The sequence below is a fragment of the Nocardioides sp. zg-DK7169 genome (assembly GCF_013155365.1).
Taxonomy (GTDB): domain Bacteria; phylum Actinomycetota; class Actinomycetes; order Propionibacteriales; family Nocardioidaceae; genus Nocardioides.
Map to the genome: position 1 here is coordinate 152,428 of NZ_JABJRA010000005.1, position 21,812 is coordinate 174,239.

General features: G+C 72.9%; 18 protein-coding genes. 4 read left to right on the forward strand and 14 right to left on the reverse strand.

Features of this window, described 5'->3' with window-relative positions:
• Window positions 1-2: 2 nt before the first annotated feature.
• On the reverse strand, window positions 3-989 hold the full coding sequence (locus HOQ23_RS09650; protein WP_172214155.1) for an ABC transporter substrate-binding protein: 987 nt from the start codon (window positions 987-989) through the stop codon (window positions 3-5).
• Window positions 990-1,234: 245 nt separating this feature from the next.
• Between HOQ23_RS09650 and HOQ23_RS09655 the strand changes: the two genes are divergently transcribed.
• Window positions 1,235-2,056 (forward strand): IclR family transcriptional regulator, encoded by an 822-nt coding sequence (locus HOQ23_RS09655; RefSeq protein ID WP_172214157.1) that lies wholly within the window; start codon window positions 1,235-1,237, stop codon window positions 2,054-2,056.
• A gap of 90 nt (window positions 2,057-2,146) precedes the next feature.
• Here HOQ23_RS09655 and HOQ23_RS09660 read toward each other — a convergent pair whose 3' ends face one another.
• The 11 genes from HOQ23_RS09660 to HOQ23_RS09710 form a co-directional block, all read right to left on the reverse strand.
• A complete protein-coding gene (locus HOQ23_RS09660) occupies window positions 2,147-3,319 on the reverse strand; it encodes a hydroxylase (protein ID WP_172214159.1) in 1,173 nt (390 codons plus the stop codon).
• Between the two features lie 14 nt (window positions 3,320-3,333).
• Complete coding sequence (locus HOQ23_RS09665) at window positions 3,334-4,188, reverse strand: alpha/beta fold hydrolase (RefSeq protein ID WP_172214161.1); 855 nt, start codon at window positions 4,186-4,188, stop codon at window positions 3,334-3,336.
• A 259-nt stretch (window positions 4,189-4,447) separates the two neighbouring features.
• A complete protein-coding gene (locus HOQ23_RS09670; protein WP_172214163.1) occupies window positions 4,448-5,167 on the reverse strand; it encodes an IclR family transcriptional regulator in 720 nt (239 codons plus the stop codon).
• Between the two features lie 86 nt (window positions 5,168-5,253).
• Window positions 5,254-6,021, reverse strand: coding sequence for an IclR family transcriptional regulator (locus tag HOQ23_RS09675; RefSeq protein ID WP_172214165.1), 768 nt, complete (start codon window positions 6,019-6,021; stop codon window positions 5,254-5,256).
• Between the two features lie 305 nt (window positions 6,022-6,326).
• The gene (locus HOQ23_RS09680; protein ID WP_172214167.1) at window positions 6,327-7,106 is read right to left on the reverse strand and encodes an enoyl-CoA hydratase/isomerase family protein; all 780 of its coding nucleotides are present in this window, start codon (window positions 7,104-7,106) and stop codon (window positions 6,327-6,329) included.
• A 52-nt stretch (window positions 7,107-7,158) separates the two neighbouring features.
• Complete coding sequence (locus HOQ23_RS09685) at window positions 7,159-8,619, reverse strand: aldehyde dehydrogenase family protein (RefSeq protein ID WP_172214169.1); 1,461 nt, start codon at window positions 8,617-8,619, stop codon at window positions 7,159-7,161.
• Entirely contained in the window at window positions 8,616-9,845 is a 1,230-nt protein-coding gene (locus HOQ23_RS09690) for a CaiB/BaiF CoA-transferase family protein (RefSeq protein WP_172214171.1), read from the reverse strand. Before HOQ23_RS09690 ends, HOQ23_RS09685 begins: the two co-directional genes overlap by 4 nt.
• Before the next feature lie 108 nt (window positions 9,846-9,953).
• Window positions 9,954-11,102, reverse strand: a complete 1,149-nt coding sequence (locus HOQ23_RS09695) for a citramalate synthase (RefSeq protein WP_367650438.1) — start codon at window positions 11,100-11,102, stop codon at window positions 9,954-9,956.
• Window positions 11,099-12,547 carry an MmgE/PrpD family protein gene (locus HOQ23_RS09700; protein ID WP_172214173.1) on the reverse strand — a complete coding sequence of 483 codons (1,449 nt, stop codon included), beginning with the start codon at window positions 12,545-12,547 and terminating at the stop codon, window positions 11,099-11,101. Before HOQ23_RS09700 ends, HOQ23_RS09695 begins: the two co-directional genes overlap by 4 nt.
• A gap of 21 nt (window positions 12,548-12,568) precedes the next feature.
• The gene (locus HOQ23_RS09705) at window positions 12,569-13,747 is read right to left on the reverse strand and encodes an acyl-CoA dehydrogenase family protein (protein ID WP_172214175.1); all 1,179 of its coding nucleotides are present in this window, start codon (window positions 13,745-13,747) and stop codon (window positions 12,569-12,571) included.
• A 79-nt stretch (window positions 13,748-13,826) separates the two neighbouring features.
• The gene (locus tag HOQ23_RS09710; RefSeq protein ID WP_172214176.1) at window positions 13,827-15,413 is read right to left on the reverse strand and encodes a thiamine pyrophosphate-dependent enzyme; all 1,587 of its coding nucleotides are present in this window, start codon (window positions 15,411-15,413) and stop codon (window positions 13,827-13,829) included.
• 275 nt (window positions 15,414-15,688) lie between these two features.
• On the opposite strand from HOQ23_RS09710, the gene HOQ23_RS09715 reads away from it, so the two are divergent.
• The 3 genes from HOQ23_RS09715 to HOQ23_RS09725 are packed head-to-tail and all read left to right on the forward strand — an operon-like array spanning window position 15,689 to window position 18,779.
• Window positions 15,689-16,579 carry a fumarylacetoacetate hydrolase family protein gene (locus HOQ23_RS09715; protein WP_172214177.1) on the forward strand — a complete coding sequence of 297 codons (891 nt, stop codon included), beginning with the start codon at window positions 15,689-15,691 and terminating at the stop codon, window positions 16,577-16,579.
• Window positions 16,580-16,590: 11 nt separating this feature from the next.
• Window positions 16,591-17,568 carry a cupin domain-containing protein gene (locus HOQ23_RS09720; RefSeq protein ID WP_216654004.1) on the forward strand — a complete coding sequence of 326 codons (978 nt, stop codon included), beginning with the start codon at window positions 16,591-16,593 and terminating at the stop codon, window positions 17,566-17,568.
• A gap of 23 nt (window positions 17,569-17,591) precedes the next feature.
• On the forward strand, window positions 17,592-18,779 hold the full coding sequence (locus HOQ23_RS09725; protein WP_172214178.1) for an FAD-dependent monooxygenase: 1,188 nt from the start codon (window positions 17,592-17,594) through the stop codon (window positions 18,777-18,779).
• A gap of 232 nt (window positions 18,780-19,011) precedes the next feature.
• On the opposite strand, the gene HOQ23_RS09730 is transcribed toward HOQ23_RS09725, so the two are convergent.
• Together HOQ23_RS09730 and HOQ23_RS09735 are read right to left on the reverse strand one after the other, a co-directional pair.
• Window positions 19,012-20,262: a multidrug effflux MFS transporter gene (locus HOQ23_RS09730; RefSeq protein ID WP_172214179.1), complete on the reverse strand. Its 1,251-nt coding sequence runs from the start codon at window positions 20,260-20,262 to the stop codon at window positions 19,012-19,014.
• Between the two features lie 86 nt (window positions 20,263-20,348).
• Window positions 20,349-21,770 (reverse strand): MmgE/PrpD family protein, encoded by a 1,422-nt coding sequence (locus HOQ23_RS09735; protein WP_216654006.1) that lies wholly within the window; start codon window positions 21,768-21,770, stop codon window positions 20,349-20,351.
• Between the last annotated feature and the right edge of the window lie 42 nt (window positions 21,771-21,812).

Below are 21,812 nucleotides of genomic sequence, written 5' to 3' on the forward strand. Positions count from 1 at the left end.
CGTCACTTGTCCGCGAGCAGGGACTCGACGCTCGGGGCGTCGTCCTCGTCGATCAGGCCGTAGCGCAGCACGCGCGCGATACCCGCCTCGACGATCTCGCTGTTGATGGCCTCCTCGCCGAACTTCTGGAAGCGCGCCTTGGCGAGCAGCTCGGCCGGGGCGTCGATGTAGGTCTCCGCGATCTTGGCCGGCAGGCCCTCGGTGCTGTTGAGCAGCGCGTTCGCGTCGAGGATCGCCTGGGCGAACTTCTCCACCGTCTCCGGGTTCTTCTTCGCGAAGGAGTCGGACGTGACGTAGGTGTAGGCCACCTCGCCGACGCCGCCGCTGACGAAGCCGTCGAGCAGCTTGATGTCCGGGTCGGTCAGCGCCGCGGTGCCGCTCGGCTCAGCCGTGGTCACGACGTCGACCGAACCGCCCTTGAGCGCAGCCAGCGTGTTGGGGACCTCGACGAACTTGATCTTCGAGGAGTCACCACCGGCCTCGTCGACGACGGTGCGCACGTCGACCCAGATCTGGCTCTTGGTCTGCGGGATACCGAACGTGGCGTTCTCGATCTCCTTGATGGACTTGATCTTGCTGTCCTTGGCGACCCAGAAGTTGCCGACGCCCATGCCGTCCTCGCTCACGGCGGTGCCCGTGGCACCCGGGGCGACCATGACGACCGGGACGTTCTCGCTGCGCGCGATGACCGGCGTGGTCACGTCCATCAGCGCGAAGTCGACCTTGCCGCCGAGCAGCTGCGGGGTTGCCTCGGCCGGGGTGGCCACGGTGACGAACTCGACGTCGAGGCCCTGGTCCTCGAACGTGCCCTCGAGGTCCGCAGCGTGCGCACCGAGGGCGTTGAAGCTGGGGAAGACCGCGACCTTGACGGAGCCGTCCGAGCTGTCGGACGCGCTGTCGTCACCGCCGCCGCATGCGCTCAGCGCGAGTGCGGCCGCGGCCGCAACCGCCATCGCCTTGACGGGCAGGCGGTTCTTGAAGCTGTTCATGATGCTCCTAGGCACGAGGGGTGGGTCCGTTCCGATCCGGCGTGGTCGAGTCCCCGAGGCATCTTCCTCCACCGTTTCCGCGGACCGGAACGTCCGCAATCTGCCAACCGGCGCGGTATGGCCGAAAGCACAATTCCGCCCAGTGAGGGCAGTCACAGGATCTGTTCACCGGGACGCCTACGGTTCATGACAGCGGGCCCCGGAGGCGGCTCGCGGCGGCTCGTTCGACCATCCGGAGGCTTCCCGTGACCGTTCCCGCTGTCGATGTCCCGGTCGACGCCCCCGTCGCGCCGGACGGCGGGTGCCGTCCCCGGCCGGCCACCTCCGTGTCGAAGGCCCTCCAGCTGCTCTCGGCGTTCCGCCGGGCCCGCACGGACCTGTCGCTGACCGAGCTCGCGCAGCGCGCGGACATCCCCAAGTCGACGGCGTTCCGCCTCCTCGGGGAACTCGAGCAGGCGGGCTTCGTGGCGCGCAACGGCACCAAGTACCGCCTCGGGGTCTCGTTGTTCGAGCTCGGCAGCCGGGTCAGCCTGTGCCGCCCCCAGGGGCTGCGGGACACCGCGGTGCACTACCTGAGCCAGCTGCACGCCGGCACCGGCGGGCTGACGGCGCACCTGGCCGTCCTGGAGGGCGCCGAGATCCTCTACCTGGAGAAGATCCACGGCCCCCGCACGCCACGGGTGCGCACCATGCCGGGCCAGCGCTACCCGGCCTCGACGACGGCCCTGGGCAAGGCGATGGTCGCCCTCGGGGACGCCGAGGACCTCGCCGCCGTGCTCGCGCACGGCCTCCCCCGCATGACGCGTTCCTCCATCACCGACCCGGACCGGTTCGTCGAGGAGCTGCGCGGCGTACGCCGGGCCGGGGTCGCCCGCGACCGCGAGGAGGCGGTCACCGGGCTGGTCTGCGTGGCCGCCCCGATCGTGGTGCACGGCGTCGTCGAGGGCGCGGTGTCGGTCTCCGGGCCGAGCGCGGGGTTCGCCTGGGAGCGAATGGAGGCACTGGTCCGCTCCGCCGCCGCCGGCGTCGCCCAGAAGCGCGCCATCGGCGTCGGCTGGGCCTCCTGACCCGAGCCCGCCCGTCGATCGGACCCACCGGTCGGTCGAGCCTGTCGAGACCCTCACCGGCTCTCGACAAGCCCGACCAACCAGGTCAGGTCACATGCGGACGTTCTTGGGCGCCTCGCCGGTGAAGACCACGGTGCCGTAGGCCTCGTAGACCGACTCGGCCACGTTGGCGCCGTGCCCCAGGGCGATGTGCACGTCGCGCCAGAACCGCTGGATCGGGTTGTCCAGGCGCATCGAGGACCCACCGGCGTGCGCGACCAGGCGGTCGACGGCCTCGCCGGCACGGCGCGACACGCGGACCTGGTTGCGGCGCACCTCGGCGCGCAGCTCCATCGACGGGCGACCGCCGTCCGCGCAGACGTCGAAGAGCCGGTCGATGTCACCGAGGAACTGCATGCGGCAGGCCTGCAGGTCCGAGGCCGCCTCGCCCAGCGCGTGCAGCTGGCGCGGGTCGGTCGCGGCGACGACGCCACGCGCGGAGACCCGGCCACGGGTGTAGTTCAGCCACGAGGCGAGCGCGCCCTCGGCGGCGGCCAGCGTGCCGGCCGTGATCGCACCGGAGAACATCGAGTGGAACGGCATCCGGTACAGCGCGACGTCGCCGCGACCGGCCTGCTCGGCCGCCGCGCCGGAGCCGAGCTCCTCGGGGTCGATGATGCGGTGGTCGGGGATGAAGGCGTCCTTGATCAGGATGTCCTTGGACCCGGTGCCCTTGAGGCCCACGACGTTCCAGGAGTCCTGGAGGATCGTGTAGTCGCTGCGGGGCAGGATGAAGTGGCGCAGGCCGTCGGGGCGGACGTTGCCGTCCTTGTCGCACAGCATGCCGCCGAGCACGATCCAGTCGCACAGGTCGGTGCCCGAGGAGAAGGGCCACTTGCCGCTGAAGATCCAGCCGCCGTCGGTGGGGATGGCGCGGCCGATGGGGGCGTACGGCGAGGCGACCCAGGTGTCGGGGTCCTCGCCCCAGATCTCCTCCTGCACCTGGCGGGTGCCCTGGGCGATCTCGAAGGAGTGCACGCCGACGACCGAGGAGACCCAGCCGGTCGAGCCGTGACGGCCGCCGAGCTCGAGGATGCCCTCGAAGAAGTCACGCGGGTGCAGCTCGTCGCCGCCGAAGTCCTTCGGCTGGAGGGCGCGGACGATGCCGGCCTCGCGCAGCGCCTTGTGGGTGACGTCGGTCAGGTGCCCCTGGGCGTCGGACGCCTCGGCCTGCTCGGCGACGAGGTCCGCGATCGCCTCGATGCGGTCCAACAGTTCGCTCACTGTCTCTCTCCTGCTCAGTTGCCGGCGTGGCCGGGGGTGTTCGTGATGAAGTCGCGCACGAGGCGGTTGAACTCGTCGGCGTGCTCGAGCTGGGCCCAGTGGCCGCAGCGGTTGAGCAGCACGAGGCGGGAGTTCGAGATCGTGGAGACCAGGCGCAGACCGGCCTCGAAGTGCACGACACGGTCGTCGCGGCCGTGGATGATCATCGACGGCTGCTTGATCGAGGCGATGTCCTCGAGGGTGGCCTCGCCGCGACGGGGACGACCGAAGCCGGCCGCGAAGTTGGTGACGTGGACGGGGTTCTCGGCGAGCACGCGGTAGCGCTGCTCGGCGAGCTCGTCGGTCGCGAAGGCCGGGTCGTACGCCATGATCTCGCACAGCGCCTTCATGGTCTCGACGCTCGGCTCGCGGTAGCCGCGGTGCAGCACCTTGAGACCCTCGGTGGGGCCGCCGCCGGGGCTGTTCACGCGCGGGCCCGGCGCGCCGGAGCCCATCGTGACGACGTGGGTGACGCGGTCGGCGTGGCGCGCGGCGACCTTCAGGGTGGTCGCGCCACCCATCGAGTTGCCGATGAACGCGGCCTTCTCGATGCCCAGGGCGTCGAGGAAGTCCACGGCCGCCTTGACGTGGTCGCGGTCCTCGTAGGTCACCGGGTCCGACTTGCCCCAGCCGGGCATGTCGGGAGCGATCACGCGGAAGCTCTCGGAGAGGACCGACATGTTCGGGTTGAAGTTGCTCCACCCCGTCGCACCGGGCCCGCTGCCGTGGAGCATGACCACGGGGGTGCCCTCGCCGGCAGCGTGGTAGTGGATCTTGCCGCTCGGCGTGTCGACGAACGCGCTGGTCTCGGACTCGGACAGCGATGCCATCTCGCATCTCTCCTTCTGTGTCGCACCACGGGGGCGCAGTCGGTCTGGTCAAAGGATTCATCGGCGTGAGCGGCCCCGACAGGGCTGCTTGCCGACATGTGGAACAGATCTGAAAGTCGTCGCGACGAGGTGTCGCGGGCAGGGCGCAGCGCCTCCGGGGCCACCCGGTCCCGGGGGCCGGGAGGCGCGCTGCCCGGAGGCAGGCGGCCCCGGGCGGGACCGTCGGTGCCCGGGGGCGGAGGAGGTCGCGGTACGGGTGTCAGCCGCCGAGGGCCGCCGCGATCTCGCGGGCCGCCTCGGTCAGCAGCTCGCGGATCTCCTCGTACCGGCTCTCGGGGAGCCGCGTGCTGGTGCTCGCGATCGCGAGCGCACCGGACACCCCGCCGGGCGTGGCGATCGGGGTCGCCACGGCCGAGAGGCCGTCCTCCATCTCGCTGACCGACGTCGCGAACGCGCGCTCCCGGATGGTCGCCTGCTCGGCCGCGTCGGGCAGCTCCTTGCCCCGGTGCTCCGGGAGGCTCGCGGCGACCCGGCGCTGCACCGCCTCGTCGGAGTAGGCGTAGAGCAGCTTGCCCGCAGCACCGAACCCGAGCGGCAGCGGCCGGCCCAGGACGGCGACCGGGCGCAGGGTGTGCGGGCCTTCGACGGACAGGACGCACACGCGGTGGTCCTCCTCGACGACGTAGAGGTGCACGCTCTCGCGGACCTGGTCGCGCAGCCGGGTCATCACCGGCTCGGCCACGTGCCGGATCCCCACCGAGCGGTCGGCCAGGTGGCCCCACTTCACCAGCCGGTAGCCGAGCGCGTACTCGCCGTCGCCGGCGCGTCGTACCAGTCCGTGCGCGGTCAGCTCGGAGAGCAGCCGGTGTGCCGACGACTTCGGCACCGACATCGACTCGGCGATGGCGCCGAGCCGGACCGGGCCGGAGGAGCGGCCGAGCAGGTCGATGACCTGCACGGCCTTCTCGAGTACGGACATGCGGTTCCTTGCGTCGGGTCTGGTGCGAGCGGGGGACGGCGTGGGGGCGCCGGTTGCTGCTGGTCGCCGGGGCTGACCGTAGCGGCTCAGCTGGCGGTGGGGATGGCGACCGAGAGGCCGCGGCTGACCGCGCGGGCGGTCTCGCCGACGGCGCGGGAGAGCGCCACGACGTTCTGCTGCGGGCCGGGGACGGCGACGCAGATGGTCGAGCGGACCTCGCGGGAGTGGTCGAAGACGGGTGCGGCGACCCAGGTCAGCGAGGCGGGCGTGGTGCCGCGGACCACCGCGACGCCAGTGCGGCGAATCTCGCCGAGGCGCTGCCAGAACTCGAAGTCGCCGGCGCGGTCGACGCCGCCGTCGCGACCGACCAGCTCGGCGGCCTCCTCACGGGGCATGTTGGCCAGGAAGACCCAGCCGGACGCCGAGCGGGTGATCGGCAGCTGGCGTGGGAGCCGCTGGCGGCGCACCGCGGCGTTGCCGGCGATGATGTCGGCGAGCACGATCTGGTCGCCGTCGCGGGAGCCGAGCGCGGTGACGGCGTCGGTGGCCGCGTGCAGGTCGACGAGGTAGGGACGCGCGATGTCCTTGAGCCGGCGCACCGTGGGCACGCCCCAGCCCAGGCGCCACAGGCGGACGCCGAGGCGGTAGCGGCCGCGGGCGGCGCGCTCGACGGCGCCCCACTCGGCGAGGTTGGCCAGCATCCGGTGCACGGTGGCGGGCGGCAGGTCGGTCTTCGCGCAGAGCGAGCCGATCGTCTGCTCGGGCTCACCGTCGGTGAAGCACTCGAGGATGTCGAAGGCGCGGCCCAGGACCGATCGTCGGCTCTCGCTGGGCTCCGTCGTCACCTGGCTCATCAGACATACCTCCCACATTTCGGAACGCCGTTCAGTTATTCGGAACGACGTGGCTGACTCTAGTGGCGGCCGTCACCGAAATGCAACGACTTGACGTCAAGTAATTTCACCAATGTTTCGTTGTGCGACATCGAGGTTGCGCGGATCGGGCGGACCGGTGCCCCGGATACGACGAACGCCCGGTCCCGCACATGACGTGCGGGACCGGGCGTCGGGGGGTGTCGCGGGCGGTCGCCGGGCGCGGAAGGAGCGCGGCGCCGCCGCGACGACTCAGGGGGCCGTGCGGGGGTCGGCCCCCTGAGGGGTCAGCGGCCCTGCCAGACCGGGTCGCGCTTCTCGAGGAAGGAGCGCGCCCCCTCCTTCTGGTCCTCCGAGGAGTAGACGTCCGGGCCGATGTCGAGCCGGATCGCGGCGTGCGGGTCCATCCCCTCGGTGCGGCGGTAGGTCAGCTTGAGGCGCTGCAGCGACAGCGGCGCGGAGGAGGTGAAGTGGGCCATGAACTCCTCGGCCACCTCCGGCAGCTGCTCCAGCGGGGCGGTGCGGTTGACCAGGCCCCAGCGCTCGGCCTCGGCGAGCTCGATCTTGCGGCCCGAGTAGAGCCACTCCATCGCGATGCCCTGCGGCACCATCCGCGGCAGCGCCACCGACGCGTAGTGCGCGCCACGGCCACGCCGCGACTCCGGCACCGCGAAGAACGCGTGGTCGGCCACGACGCGCATGTCGCAGGACAGCGCCAGCTCGAAGCCGCCGGCGACCGCGGGGCCGTTGACCACGGCGATGGTCGGCTTGCGGCTGTCGATCATCACCTCGAAGAGGCTGCGGAAGCGGTTGTGCAGCGGGCCGAACCAGGCCTCGCCGCGGTCCGCGCGCACCTTGGCGTCGCCCAGGTCGGCGCCCGAGCAGAACGCCTTGCCCGCGCCGGTGATCGCGATGGCGTAGACCTCGGGGTCGTGGTCGGCCTCCATGATCGCGTCGACCAGCGCGTCGTTGAGCTCGCGGTTGAGGGCGTTGCGGACGTCGGGACGGTTGAGGGTGAGGTGGCGGACTCGGCCGCGGGTCTCCGTCAGGAGGACGGGCTCGCTCATCGGGGCTCCTGGTGTGGTCGGGACGGGGAGGCGGGGACGCCGTGGGGCGTCGTCACCAGCGGTAGTCGGGGGTCGTGCCGCGCACGGTGACCCACTGCTGCTCGGTGAAGGCCTCGAGGTTGGCGGCGTGGCCGCCGTGGCGCGCGCCGTTGCCGGAGTGGCCGACGCCGCCGAACGGCGCCACCGGCTCGTCGTTGATGGTCTGGTCGTTGATGTGCACCAGGCCGGCGGGGATCCGCTCGGCGAGCGCCAGGCCACGCATCACGTCGGTGGTGAAGATGCCGAGCGCGAGGCCGTAGGAGGAGTCCGCGGCCAGCGCGGCCGCCTCCTCGTCGTCGGCGAAGGTGACCACGGGCGCGACCGGCCCGAAGACCTCGTCGCGGTACGCCGGGGCGTTCGGCGGCACGTCGGCGAGCACGGTGGGCCGGTAGAACGGGCCCTCGGCCTCACCGCCCGTGACCAGGCGGGCGCCGGCCGCGAGGGTGTCGGTGACCATCTGGTGCACCCGGTCGCGCTGGGTGGCGTCGATGACCGGGCCCACGTCGGCGTCGGTGCGGGCCGGGTCGCCCAGGCGCAGCGCCGCGGCCTGCTCGGCCAGGCGCGCGACGTACTGCTCGGCGACGGCCTCGTGGACCAGGTGCCGGCCGGTGGCCATGCAGATCTGCCCGGCGTGGCGGAAGCTGCCCCACGCCCCGGCCGCGGCGGCGCGCTCCACGTCGGCGTCGTCGAGGACGATCGTGGCGGAGTTGCCGCCGAGCTCCAGGTGGGTGCGCTTGAGGTGCTGCGCGGCCGCGGCGGCGATCGCCTTGCCGGCGCCGGTGGAGCCGGTGAACGCGATGACCGGGACGTCGGGGTCGGCCACGATCGCCTCGCCCACGTCGGCGCCGCCGGGCAGCACGTGCAGCAGACCGGCCGGCAGGCCGGCCTCCTCGAAGACCCGGGCCAGCAGCACGCCGCCGACGACCGCGGTGCGCGGGTCGGGCTTGAGCACGACCGCGTTGCCGACCGCGAGGGCCGGGGCGACCGCGCGCAGCGCGAGCAGGATCGGGGAGTTGAACGGCGCGATCACGCCGACCACGCCGACCGGCACCCGGCGCGAGAGCGACAGGCGCGGCTGCATGCTGCGCAGCACCTCGCCCGACGGCATCGAGGCCAGGGCGGCGGCCTCGTAGCACTCCTCCGCGGCGATCAGCGCCTGCGGACCGGAGACGCGCTGCGGCGCGCCGGCCTCACGGGCGAAGAGGTCGGCGATCTCGGCGGCGTTGTCGGTGAAGATCCGGGCGGCCGCGCGCAGCACCCGGGCGCGCACGTCGTACCCGGCCGCGGCCCAGGCGCGCTGCGCCTGCGCCGCGAGGTCGACCGAGCGGTCCACGTCGGCCGGGGTGGCCAGGCCGACGGTGCCCACGTCGGTGCCGGTGGCCGGCTCCGTGGTGGTCAGCGTGCGGTCGGCGTGGCGCCAGGTGCCGTCGAAGGTGCGACCCTCCCAGACGGTGGCGTCGAGGAGCGTGCTCACGCCTGACCAGCCTCGGGCTCGGCCACGGCGACCACGCCGTCGCGGCGCAGCTCGGCGATCGTCTCGGCGCTGACGCCGAGCCCTGCCAGCACGCGGTCGGTGTCGGCGCCCAGCGCCGGCGGCGGGCACTGGTGCTCGGGGTACTCCCCGCCGAAGGTGATCGGCAGGTTGACGACCTCGAAGTCCTCGACCTGGTGGTGGTCCATCTTCTCCAGCAGGCCGAGCGCCTTGACCTGCGGGTCGTCGACCATGTCGGGCACGCTGTTGACCGCCGAGCAGGGCACGCCGGCCTCGTGCAGCAGCGCGATCAGCGGCGCGGTCTCGAAGCCCAGGGTCACCTCGGTGACCGCGGCCTCGACGGCGGCGCGGTTCGCCGAGCGCTCCGGGTTGGACCCGAAGCCCTCGCGCTCCATCAGCTCGGTGGCGCCGGTGGCGGTGCAGAAGCGGGTCCACAGCGCCTGGTTGCCGGCCGAGATGAAGGCCCAGCCGTCCTTGGTGCGGAACGCGCCGTAGGGCACCACGCCGGCGTGGCCGGAGCCGAGGTTCTTGGGCTTGCCGTTGCCGGCGAGCGCGCCCATCACGTTGGCGTGGGTCCAGGTCACGGCCGTCTCCAGCAGCGAGACCCCGACGTGGACGCCCTTGCCGGTCCTCTCGACCGTGCGCAGCGCGTCGAGCACGCCGATCGCGGCCCACATCGCGGTGCCCTTGTCGAGCACCGACAGCGGGATCCGGGCGGGCGGGCCGTCGCCGGTGCCCATCATGTCGATGATGCCGGTGTAGGCCTGCAGCAGCGGGTCGTACGCCGGCTCCGCGGCCTTCGGGCCGGTGCGGCCGAAGCCGGTCATGTCGCAGTAGACGAGGCGGGGGTTGATCTCCTGCAGCTGCTCCCAGGAGAACCCGGCCTTGGCCAGCGCGCCCGGGCGCAGGTTCTGCACCAGCACGTCGGCGGAGGCGATCAGCTCGCGCAGCACCTGCTGGCCGCGCGGGTCCTTGTAGTCCAGCTCGAGGCTGAGCTTGTTGCGGTTGAGGTGGAGGAAGGCGATCGACTCGCCGTCCCAGGCGGGCGGCGCCCAGGCGCGGGTGTCGTCGCCGGCGCCGACGCGCTCGACCTTGATCACCTCGGCGCCGAGGTCGCCGAGGATCTGGCCGGCCAGCGGGCCGGCGACCGAGGTGCTGATCTCGATGACGCGAAGCCCGGCGAGGGAGCCGCGGGTGCCTTCAGCCATGGGGGTTCTTCCTCCTGTGTCGTGGGTGGCGCCCGGTGGGGCGCCGGAGCACCGCCGTACGGCGGCAGATGTCCGGGGGCCGGGGGTCCGGCCGGTGGTGCGGGGCGCTCAGTCCTGCGGGGGCAGCAGCAGCCGGACCGGCTCGCCGGCCTCGGCGGCGTCGCGGGCCGGGGAGGTGACCACGCTCTTCCACGGCGAGAGGCAGCCCTCGTAGGTCTGCGCGCCGAGGCGGAAGTGCTGGGCCTCCTCGATGGTCTCCACGAACGGCATGTCCATCGCGTAGAGCTGCTCCCCGCGCGGGCGCGGGCCGACCTTGCTGACGTGGCCGTAGAGCTCGTGGCCCACGACCTCCTCGGCCACGTGCGCCGCCTCGATCAGCGCGGCCAGGTCGATGCCGGTCTCGACGCCCTCCTCGTGCAGGAGGTCGACGAGGTCCTCGGTCGGGATCATCTTGGTGGCCCGGCCGTTGCCGCAGTACGGGCACCCGCCCATGCCGCCGATGGTGGTGTCCAGCGACAGGGTGTGGCGCGAGTCGAGCGCGCGCAGGGCGACGTAGGCCGAGGTGAGCGCGCTGCCGCGGCCGTTGTGCAGGTGCAGGTGGTAGGTGGTGACCTCGGGGAAGCGCTCGAGGCACGCCTGGATGGTCTCCTCGACCGCGCGCGGGGTGTTCCAGCTCATCGGGTCGCCGATCCAGATGGTCCGCGGCTCGACCCCGGCGGCGCGCCAGGCGGCGAACTGCAGGTCGAGGACCTCGAGGCGCTGCTCGAGGCTGAACGGGCCGACCCAGTTGGAGCCCCAGGCGGCGTTGATCGCGACGACCGCGTCGGTGACGCCGCGCTCGACCGCGCGCTCGATGGTGCGGGGCAGGGCGGCGATCTCGTCGGCCTGCGTCTTGGCGGTGTTGCGCTGCACGAAGACGTCGCACAGGTGCACCGTGGTGCGCTGCGCCGAGGCCGGCGGGCTCAACGGCGGCGTGTGCTCGGCGCGGCGCTCGACGCCCTTGGCGTTGAGCGCGAGCGCGGAGTAGTCGACGCCCTCGACGGGGGTGAAGCCAGCGATGACCTCCTCGACGCGGGCCATCTGCGGGACCCACTTCGGACTGACGAAGGAGCCGACCACGATGTGCTGGAGGCCGGTCGCGGAGAGCGCGTCGAGCAGGCGGACCTTCGCCTCGACGGGGATGTCGGCGCTCTCGATCTGCATGCCCTCGCGCATGCCCTCCTCGACGATGACGACCTTCGGGTGGTTGCCGGTCACGGGTGCTCTCCTGCGGGGCTCTCGGGCGTGGTCTGGTTCTCGGGGTCGTACGCCGGCTCGCCGAGCGCGGCCAGCGCGGCGCCCAGCGCGGCGTGCTCGCCGGTCAGGGAGGCGCGCAGCCGGTCGAGCAGGCGGCGGGCGCCGGCGGCGCTCCAACCGCCGGCGCTCACGGCGAGCAGGAACTTCTCGTCCACCTCGGCGTCGCTCAGCGGGTTGCGGGCGTCGCCGCGGGTGAGCAGCACCAGGCGCTCGGCGCTGCGGCCGTCGCGCAGGGTGGCCCGCACCCGGGCGTAGCGCTGGTCGGCCAGCTCAGGGCGCCCCGGCGGGTCCGGCTGGGCCACGACCTCGACCCGGTCGGCGAGGGCGACGACCTCGGGGGCCGTGACGGCCTCGTCGGTGAACGCCTCCAGCCCGAGCCGCCCGGTCAGCAGCGCGGTGGCCACGGTGTGCGGGAGGCTGAACTTGCCCTCCAGCCCGGTGCGCGGGGCGTGCCCGATCAGCGGGCGCAGGGAGCCGGGGTGGCTGAGCACCTCGACCGAGGTGTACTCCCCCGCGGACGGCGCGCCGAGCTCGGCACGCACCTCCAGGGCGGCGTCGACGGCGCGGTGGGTGCCGTAGCAGGAGGGGTAGCGCTTCAGCGACCAGTCCTGCGACCACGCGGCGTACCAGTGCTCGAGGCGCTGGCCGACCCGCGCCACGGCGTCCGGGTCCGGCGCGCCGAAGGCGGCCAGGAACCCGAGGCGGTGCTCGAGCTGCTCGGGGTTGGCGTCCAGGCCGTGGCGCACCAGCGCCACCGCGCTCACCGCGTCGCGGGCCGCGAGGCCGGCGTGCAGCGGCTTGGCGCCGGTGCCGAAGTTGGCGATGCTGCCGCCCGCCATCGACGCCACCAGGCCCAGGGCCCGGCGGGTGGTGTCGAGGTCCAGGGCGTGCAGCCGGGCGAGCGCGGCCACGGCCGCGAGCCGCCCGACGGTGGCGGTGCTGTGCCAGCCGCGGCCGTAGTGCACGTCCATCGGCAGCGCCTCGCCCAGGGCGCGGTTCACGGCGTTGCCGACGTGCACCGCCTCGACGACGCGCGCACCGTCGATGAGCACGTCGGCGTCGGCCAGCAGCGCCGGCCACAGCACGGTGCTCGGGTGCAACGGCATCGAGGGGCAGGCGTCGTCGAAGTCGAGCGCGTGCCCGGCGACGCCGTTGAGCAGCGCCGCCTGGGACGGGGCGCGGCGGGCACCCTCGCCCCAGACGACGGCACCGCCGAGGGCGGGCTCGGTGCCCACCCAGCGGCGGACCGCCTGCACGGGCTCGGCCGTGCGTCCGGCGACGGCGACCCCGACCGTGTCGACCAGGCTGCCGACCACCGCGGCGGTGTCCGCCCCGGCGTCGGTGAAGGCGCACGCGAACGCCGCCACCACCTCGGTCAGCCCCCGGTCGCCCACGGTCGGAGTCACCTCAGCCATCGTTCTCGTCGCTCAGTACGACCGGGGCAGGCCCAGGTCGCGCTGGGCGATGCCGGCCAGGATCAGGTTGGTGCTGATCGGGGCGATGAGCGGGCCGCGGGCGGCGCGGAACTTCTGCTCCACGCCGTACTCCGAGGCCAGGCCGTAGCCGCCGAAGGTGTCCATGGCGGCGTTCGCGGCCTCCCACTGCGCCTCCGCGGCGAGCAGCTTGGCGATGTTCGCCTCGGTGCCCGAGCGGCTGCCGGCCTCGAACTTCTCCGCCGCCTGCCAGCGCAGCGAGCTCGCCGCGCGCAGGTGCGCGAACGCCTTGGCGATCGGGAACTGGATGCCCTGGTTCATGCCGATCGGGCGGCCGAAGACCACGCGCTCCTTGGCGTACTCGGTGGCGCGGTCGATGAACCACAGGCCCGAGCCGACGTACTGCGAGGCGGCCAGGATGCGCTCGGCGTTCATGCCCGAGAGCGTCACCTTGAAGCCCTTGTGCTCCTCGCCGATCAGGTTCTCGGCGGGCACCACCATGTCGGTGAAGGTGAGCTGGTTGGTGTGGTGACCGCTCATCACCTTGATCGGGTCGATCGTGAGCGTGCCCGCGGCGAGCGCCTCGCGCATGTCGACCAGGAAGACCGAGACGCCGTCGGTCTTCTTCTCGACGTCCTCGTACTTCTTGGTGCGCGCGATCAGCAGCAGCAGGTCGGACTGCTTGGCGCGCGAGGTGAAGATCTTGCCGCCGTTGATGACGTAGTTGTCGCCCTCGCGGCGCGCGAAGGTGCGGATCCGGGTGGTGTCGGTGCCCGCGTCGGGCTCGGTGACACCGAAGGACTGCAGGCGCAGGCCGTCCGCGATCTGCGGCAGCCACTTCTGCTTCTGCTCCTCGGAGCCGTGGCGCAGGATCGCACCCATCGTGTACATCTGCGCGTGGATCAGGGTGCCCGGGGCGCCCCAGCGGTTCATCGTCTCGAGGAACAGCGCGGCGTCGGGGATGGAGGCGCCGCCGCCGCCGTACTCGGTCGGGATCAGCATCGAGAGCCAGCCGCCCTGCTGCAGGTCGTCCACGAAGTCCTGGGGGTACTCCCCGGACTCGTCGACCTGGATCCAGTACTCGCGGTCGTACTTCGACAAGATGTCGGAGACGACGTCGCGCAGCTCCTCGCGCTCCTCGGGAAGGTCCTCGGCGAGCCAGTCTTGTGCCATCAGGCAATACCTTTCTTGGTCGGTGCCCGAGCAGGCGGGCGGACGGCGCGGCCGGAGGCCGCGCGAGGGTCAGGACGGGTCAGGAGGTGGTGACGGCGATGTCGAGCACGAGCGGCTCGGTGCGCTCGCCGAGGGTCGGGACGACCTCGTCGAGCACCGCCAGCAGCTCCTCGACCGTCTCGATGCGACGCGCCGGGCAGCCGAAGCCGGCGGCCAGGGTGGAGAGGCTGATCTCCCCGAAGCCGGGCCACGGCGGGGTGGCGCCGGCGTTGTGGGCCAGGCGGTCCATCACGGCGTACCCGCCGTTGGACATCACGATGAACAGCACGCCCACGCCGTACTTCTGCGCGCTCCAGAGGGCCTGGACGTTGTAGAGCGAGGCGCCGTCGCCGACGATCGCGACGACCGGGCGCTCGGGGCGGGCCATCTTGACGCCGATGGCGCCGGGGACCGCGAAGCCGAGGCCGCCCATGGCGGCGGTGAGGAAGCCGAACGGCGCGCGCACCGGCAGCGCGGCGAGCAGCGGGCGACGCGTCGAGGGGCTCTCCTCGAAGTACGTCGACTCGGCCGGCAGCCGCTCGGCGAGCGCCTGGAAGACGTCGCCGGGGCGGATCTCGGCGCCGGGCTCGGCGACCAGCCGCGCGGGAACCGGGCGCGGGGCGCGCTCGGCCGGTGCCCGCACCGGCAGGTCCTGGGCGAGGGCCTCGGCGACCGCGTCGATCGGTGCGATCACGGCCAGCTCGGCGTCGCTGTGGACGGCCTCGTCGGCGTCCTCGGTGACCACCAGGACACGGGTGTCGCCACCGACGAAGTCGCCCTCCTCGTAGAGGTACTGGCGGAACGCGTGGGCGCCGAGGACCAGGACGACGTCCTGCTCGCCGAGCGCGTCGCGCAGGGCGGCGCGGCCGGGCGGGAGGTGGCCGGCGAACAACGGCGAGGTCTGGTCGAAGCCCATCCGGTAGGAGTAGGCGGCCTGCCAGACCGGGGAGTCCAGGGCGGTGGCCAGCTCGGCGACGGCGGCCCAGGTGCCGGGGTCGTCGGCCAGCGAGCCGAGGACCAGCGCGGGCCGCTCGGCGTCGCGCAGCGCGCTCGCCAGGGCGGCGATGGCGTCCGGGTCGGCGGAGGTGCCGACGACCAGGCGGCGCGCGGCGGGCGCGCGGACCTCGTCGGCGGGCTCGGCCCAGTCGCTCATCGGGATGATCACGACGGCGGGGCCGCGGTGGATCGTCGCGTCGTGCAGGGCGCGGGCGATCGCGCCGGGCACGTCGCCGGGGCGGGCCGGCTCCTCGACGCTGACCGGGTAGCTGCCGGCCAGGGTGGCCAGGTCGCCGGCCAGGAACGGGGCGGCCGCGAGGTGGCGGCGGTCCTGCTGGCCCACGAGCAGCACGACCGGCGCGCGGTTGGCGCGGGCGGTGGCCAGCCCGCCGACGGCGTTGCCGTAGCCGGCGGTGGTGTGCAGCAGCGCCAGGGCCGGGCGGCCGGCGGCGATCGCGTGGCCGGTGGCCATGCCCAGCACCGAGCCCTCGTGCAGGGCCAGCACGAAGTCGAGGTGGTCGGGCAGGTCGGTGAGCAGGTCGACCTCGGTCGAGCCCGGGTTCGCGAAGATGCGGTCCACCCCGTGGTCCCTGAGCACCTCGAACACGGCATCGCGGACGGTGGTGGGCACTTCGCAGCTCCTCGTTGTACAGGCGGTGTGCCGGCGGGCGCACAGGCGGCGTACGGGGGTCGGCAGACGGGTCGGACGATGATTCGAGATGGAGTCTCACCGGCCCCCGCAGGTGCCGAGAATGCGTAATCGCATCCACCGGAAGACGCCTTTCCGCACCCCTTCGCGCGGACCTAGCGTCCGTGAGGTCAGCCCGCAGGAACCCCGCCCGCCCGGCACGCCGGACGAGGGCGGCGAGGACGCGGCAACACGCGCAGACATCGAGGAGTGCACGGATGAAGATCGCCCGGTTCGGCAAGGGTCAGGTCGGCGTCGTCGACGGTGAGTACGTCGTCGACGTCACCGAGGCGGCGGGTGTCGACGTCGCGGAGTGGCCGCCGGTGGGCCCCAACCGCCTGATCGCCGAGTGGGACGAGCGCCGTCCGGCCATCGAGGCCGCGCTGGCGACCGGCGCGCGCACCCCGCTCGCCGAGGCGGGCCTGCTCACCCCGGTCCCGTGGCCGAACAAGGTGATCGCCTACCCGGTGAACTACCACGACCACGGCCGCGAGATGCAGGCCGGCTACCGCGCCGACGTGCAGGGGTTCTTCCTCAAGCCGCCGTCGTCGCTCTCCGGCCCCGAGGACTTCGTCGAGCTCCCCGCCCTCCCGGGCCGCGAGGTCCACCACGAGTCCGAGCTCGGCATCGTGATCGGCAAGGGCGGGCGCGACATCGCCCGCGAGGACTGGAAGGACCACGTCTTCGGCTACGCCTGCCTGCTCGACATGGTGGTGCGCGGCCGCGAGGAGCGCGTCTTCCGCAAGGCCTACGACACCTTCTGCCCGGTCGGCCCCTGGATCACCACCGCCGACGAGGTCGACGACCCGACCCAGCTGAGCATGAAGCTGTGGGTCGGCGACGAGCTGCGCCAGGACGCCAACACCCGCGACCTGGTCCTCGACATCCCCGGGATGATCGCGATGGCCTCCACCGTGATGACGCTTCACCCCGGCGACATCATCGCCACCGGCACCCCCGCCGGCGTCGGCCCGGTCGTCGACGGCGACGTCATCCGCATCGTGATCGAACAGGTCGGCGAGATGAACGTCCCGGTCCGTCAGGGCACCCGCGGCAACACCGAGGTGTTCGCGAACGCCTACACCCCCGACATCATCAAGCAGAAGTGAAGGAGCGCGCCTTGACCGACGCAGCAGCCGTCCCCTCCTCCGCCGACATCGAGAGCCTCGAGCAGCTCTACGGGATCTTCGACGACCTGAGCATGGAGGGCGGCTGGCACCGCCGCTTCCCCGCGCTCTGGGCCGAGCCCCGCAAGAACCTGGTCCCCTACCGCTGGAAGTACGACGACATCCAGTCGGTGCTCGACGCCGCGGGCCGCCTCGTCGACCACTCGATGGCCGACCGACGCAACGTCACGATGCGCAACCCCGTCGAGGGCAACGAGTACGCCACCGTGCGCACCCTCGTCGCGGCGTACCAGCTGATCCGCCCGGGCGAGACCGCCGACTGCCACCGCCACACCCCGGCGGCGCTGCGGATCATCCTCGACGGCAAGGGCACCTACACCGTCGTCAACGGCCACCGCGTGGAGATGCGCCCCGGCGACGTCCTGCTGACGCCGTCGACGTTCTGGCACAGCCACTCCCACGAGTCCGACGCGGACGGCGACGACTGCTACTGGGTCGACATCCTCGACGTACCGCTGATCCACCTGCTCGAGCCGATGTTCTTCAAGCAGCACCCCGACCGCCTCGAGGCGGACCCGGTGGACGTCGACTCCTCGCCGCTGGCCTTCCGCTGGGAGGACTCGCTGTCGCGTCTCGACGCCGCCGAGGCGCCGGCCGACGGGCTGGCCTCGAAGGTGATCGAGCTGGGCGAGCCGGCGATGCCGACGATCTCGATCCACGTGCACCGCCTCGACGCCGGCTTCACCTCGCAGGTCCACCAGACCACCGCGAACTCGATCTTCACCGTCGTCGAGGGCTCGGGCGCCCTCGACATCGACGGCGAGACCATCACCTGGGAGCGCGGCGACGTCATCGCCGTCCCCTCGTGGCGCCCCTACTCCTTCCGCGCCGACACCGACGCGCACCTGGTGCGCTGCAGCGACGAGGCCGTCCTCAAGGCCCTGGGCCTGCTCCGTACCGAAGCTCTCTGAGCCGACCAGAAAGGCAACCCCCAATGCGCGTGGTTATCGCGGGCGGTGGCATCGGCGGCATGACCGCCGCCCTCGCCCTGCTGAAGAAGGGCTTCGAGGTCGAGCTCTACGAGCAGGCCCAGGAGATCAAGGAGGTCGGCGCCGGCATCCAGATCAGCCCGAACGGCAACCGGGTCCTCGACGCCCTGGGCGTCTTCGACACGCTGAAGCAGCTGTCGTGCGACCCGGAGCGCAAGGAGCTGCGCCTGTGGAACTCCGGTGAGCCGTGGCCGCTGTTCGACCTCGGCCCGCTGGCGATCGAGCGGTACGGCTACCCGTACCTCACCGTCTACCGTCCCGACCTGCTCGACACCCTGCGTCAGGCGGTGCTCGCCGAGGACCCGCACGCGATCCGGCTGAAGTCGCGCGTCGTGGGGGTCTCCCAGGACGACACGTCCGCGTCGATCACCCTCGAGGACGGCACCGTCGTCACCGGCGACGTGGTCGTCGGCGCGGACGGCTGGCGCTCGGGGATCCGCGACGAGCTGTGGGGCCCCAGCGCCCCGGAGTTCTCCGGCATGGTCGCCTGGCGCGGCCTGATCCCGATGGAGAACCTGCCCGAGGAGCTGCGCTCCTGGGTCGGCACCACCTGGATCGGCCCGCGGGCGCACGCGGTGCACTACCCGCTGCACGGCGGCAAGCTGATGAACTTCGTGGCCACCATCGAGGGCAAGGAGTGGACCGCCCAGGGCGGCAACGTCCACGGCACCGTCGAGGAGTGCCTCGAGGACTTCGCCGGCTGGCACGAGAACATCCAGACGCTGATCAAGCTCTCGCCCTCGCTGATGAAGTGGGCGCTGGTCCGCGGCGAGCCGATCCCGCACTGGACCAAGGGCCGGGTGACGCTGATGGGCGACGCCTGCCACGCCACCCTGCCGTTCCTGGCCCAGGGCGCCGTCCACTCCATCGAGGACGGCCTGGTCCTGGCCCGCGCGCTGGAGGCCTACGGCTCCGACCCCGAGAAGGCGCTGCTGCGCTACGAGCACGCCCGCATCGACCGCACCTCCAAGATGGTGCGGGGCGCGACCGCGAACACCGACCGCTTCCACTCCCCCGAGCTGGCCACGCCCGAGAGCGCGAAGGCCTACCTCGAGCGCGAGTGGAGCGTGAACCCGATCGCGGACCGCTACGACTGGCTCTACTCCTACGACGCCACCACCGTCGAGATCTGAGCCGCTGAGCCGCCGCGGCCACCCGCACTGCCCGGCCACCACCCCCGAGGGGGCACGTCCCACCGGACGTGCCCCCTCGGGGCATTTCGGGCTGTCCGGTCGAGTCGAGAGTTGGGACCGTCGAGTCGAGGGTCGTGACCGCCGAGTCGAGGGCGGCGTACGTCGTACGGCGGTTGGCGGGGTGGCGGCGCGGCCACGGGCTGCTCGTTTCCGCAGGACGACCCCGCAGCGATCAGGCGGCAGCGGGCTCCTGCGCGCGGGTGGCGGAGCGAATCAGCGCGACGCCGAGGAAGGTGAACGCGACGCTGAGCGACATCAGCGTCACCATCGGTACGGCGGAGTGCTCGCCGGCGATCCCGACGAGCGGTGCGACCACCGCGGCGAGGCCGAACTGCGCGCCGCCCATGAGCGCCGAGCCGGTGCCGGTGCGGGGCTTGGCGCGCATCAGGCCGATCGCGTTGCAGTTGCCGCTGAGCAGCCCCTGGGAGCCCTGCACGGCGAGGAAGCCGAGGATCATGCCGGGCAGCGGCAGGTCGAGGAACGCCACGCACACGACCAGCACGCTCACGCCGAAGACCTGGCCCAGGGCGCCGCAGACGATCAGCCGCTCCGGGGCCACGGTGAGCACCAGGCGCCGGTTCACCATGATCATGGCGACCAGCGCGGCGGCGGTGGAGGCGAAGATCGCCGAGTAGGCGTACTCCGAGAGCCCCATGATCGTCTGGATCACGAACGGGCTCGCGGAGATGTAGGCGAACATCGTCGCGAAGCTCGCCGACACCGTGACCACCGCGCCGACGTAGCCGCGGTCGCCCAGCACGTGCCGCCCGTCGATCAGGATCCGCCGCAGCCCGCTGCCGCCGCGGCGCTCCGCGGGCAGGGTCTCGGGGATCATCACGAGGATCGCCACCGACATGGCCACGGTCATCGCGAACAGCATCCAGAACGCCGCGCGCCACCCGAACGGCCCGATCAGCAGCCCGCCCATCACCGGTGCGGCGATCGGGGCGACCGACTGCACCGCGGCCAGGGTGGAGAAGGCCCGCGCCGCACTGGCGCCCGACGACAGGTCCGCGACCACCGCCCGCGCGACCACCATCACCGCGCCGGTGCCGATCCCCTGCAGCGCCCGCGCCGCGAGGAGCAGCCAGATCGACTCGGTGAGCGCGCAGGTCAGGCTGGCCACGACCCCCACCGCGATCCCGCCGAGCAGGACCGGGCGGCGTCCGACCTGGTCCGACAGCGTGCCCCACACGATCTGCCCCACCGCGGTCGCCAGCAGGAACGCGGTGAGCGTCAGCTGCACCTGTGCCGCGGTGGTGTCCAGGTCGTCGGCGATCTGCGGGAACCCCGGCAGGTAGGTGTCGATCGCGAACGGCGGGAAGCCGCTGCACGCCGCGAGGATCAGCAGCAGCGGCACCGACAGCCCGACGGGGCGGGCGGCGTCGGGACCAGCGGCGGCGGGACGGGACGTGGCGGTCAAGGTGGCACCTCTCATCGGACGACCCGGGCCCAGCAGCGGGTGCTGCCGGGCCCGGGCCGTGCGGGGTCGTTGCGGGGAGTGCGGGGTCAGCTCGCGGTGGTGCCCTCGAGCAGGCGGCTCACGTCGTCGTACGACGCGACGTCGGCGATGCGCCGGCCGATCTCGTCGGCGCCGCCTGGCAGGCCGGCGGCATTGAGGCGGAACTTGAGCATGATCTCCTCATCGCTCAGCGGCCGCTCGGAGGTGCCCCGCGTGGTGAGGACCTCCTCGACCATCTCGGAGCCGTCGGTGAGCCGGACCCGCACGATCGAGGGGAAGTGGCTGGGGAAGATCTCGTCGCAGCGCGGGTCCGCGACGTGGGTGATCCGCGAGGCGAGGTCGAGCAGCACCGGGTCGGCCACCTGCGCGTCGGTGAAGTCGTCGAGGTAGACGCCCAGCCCGCCACCGCCGCCGAGCGCGATCGCGAAGGTGAACGGGCCGGAGAACTGCGCGTGGTAGCCCGACTCGGGGCGGACCTTCGCCTCGCGCGGCTGGGCGATGGTGCGCAGCACCGGCGAGGGGACCCCGATCTCGACCGACTCGATCTGCTCGGGGCGCAGGCCCTTGGCGCGCAGCGCGAGCGCCGCGTCGATGCCGGAGTGGGTGAAGACGTTGGTCGGGTAGGGCTTCACGAAGCAGTCGCCGGTGGCCCAGACCTCGCCGAGGCCGTCGAGCAGCGCGGCCTCGTCGTAGGTCTCCCCGCAGTAGGCGTGGAAGAAGCCGAACCGACCCTCGAGCACCGTCGGCGGGCCGGTCAGCCCGGCGGCGGCGGACTGGGCGGCGACGACGCCGGAGTGCGCGGCCCAGCCGCAGTGCATCCGCTTGACCGAGCCGCCGGCCCGGTTCGCCTCGAGCAGGCCCGCGCCCATCGAGGCCGCAATGCCCATCGCGTGGGCGATCTGGTCCTCGGGCAGGCCCATCACGGTCGCGGCGGCCGCGGCGGAGCCCAGGGCGCCGCAGATGGAGGTGGCGTGCAGCCCGCGGTCGAAGAAGACCGAGTTGTTGATCGCCGGGTCGTAGCCGGCGTTGCCCAGCCGGATGCAGATCTCGTTGCCGACCGCGATCGCGGCGAGCAGCTGGCGCCCGCTCGCCCCGCACGCCTCGGCGGCGGCCAGCGCGGCCGGGACGACCGAGGCCGACGGGTGCAGGATCGAGGGCACGTGGGTGTCGTCGAAGTCCAGGGCGTGGCCCAGGGTGCCGTTGACCAGCGCGGCGGTCGGGGCGGGGACCTTCTCGGCGAGGCCGAGCGCGGTGGACTGGGCGTGCCCGCCCCAGGCCCGGGCGAGGTTGTGCACGACCTCGGCGGGCCCGGTCCCGAGCGCGGGCACCGAGATGCCGATGGTGTCGAGCAGGCGCTGGCGCGCGTCGTCCAGCGCGGCCTGCGTGGGGGTCTCGCGGAAGGCCGCGGCGAAGGCGGCCAGGCGGGCGACCGCGGTCGCCCCTTCGGTGCTCGGGGCGACTGCGGTCACGGAACTGGGCTCCTCGTGGGTGGGTCGAGCGGTAGGTGCGGG

Bases quoted from the DNA above. Each gene is read 5' to 3' on its own strand.
- HOQ23_RS09650 (WP_172214155.1), bottom strand. From the start codon at position 989: ATGAACAGCTTCAAGAACCGCCTGCCCGTCAAGGCGATGGCGGTTGCG.
- HOQ23_RS09665 (WP_172214161.1), bottom strand. From the start codon at position 4,188: ATGGCATCGCTGTCCGAGTCCGAGACCAGCGCGTTCGTCGACACGCCG.
- HOQ23_RS09670 (WP_172214163.1), bottom strand. From the start codon at position 5,167: ATGTCCGTACTCGAGAAGGCCGTGCAGGTCATCGACCTGCTCGGCCGC.
- HOQ23_RS09675 (WP_172214165.1), bottom strand. From the start codon at position 6,021: ATGAGCCAGGTGACGACGGAGCCCAGCGAGAGCCGACGATCGGTCCTG.
- HOQ23_RS09680 (WP_172214167.1), bottom strand. From the start codon at position 7,106: ATGAGCGAGCCCGTCCTCCTGACGGAGACCCGCGGCCGAGTCCGCCAC.
- HOQ23_RS09690 (WP_172214171.1), bottom strand. From the start codon at position 9,845: ATGGCTGAAGGCACCCGCGGCTCCCTCGCCGGGCTTCGCGTCATCGAG.
- HOQ23_RS09705 (WP_172214175.1), bottom strand. From the start codon at position 13,747: ATGGCACAAGACTGGCTCGCCGAGGACCTTCCCGAGGAGCGCGAGGAG.
- HOQ23_RS09715 (WP_172214177.1), top strand. From the start codon at position 15,689: ATGAAGATCGCCCGGTTCGGCAAGGGTCAGGTCGGCGTCGTCGACGGT.
- HOQ23_RS09725 (WP_172214178.1), top strand. From the start codon at position 17,592: ATGCGCGTGGTTATCGCGGGCGGTGGCATCGGCGGCATGACCGCCGCC.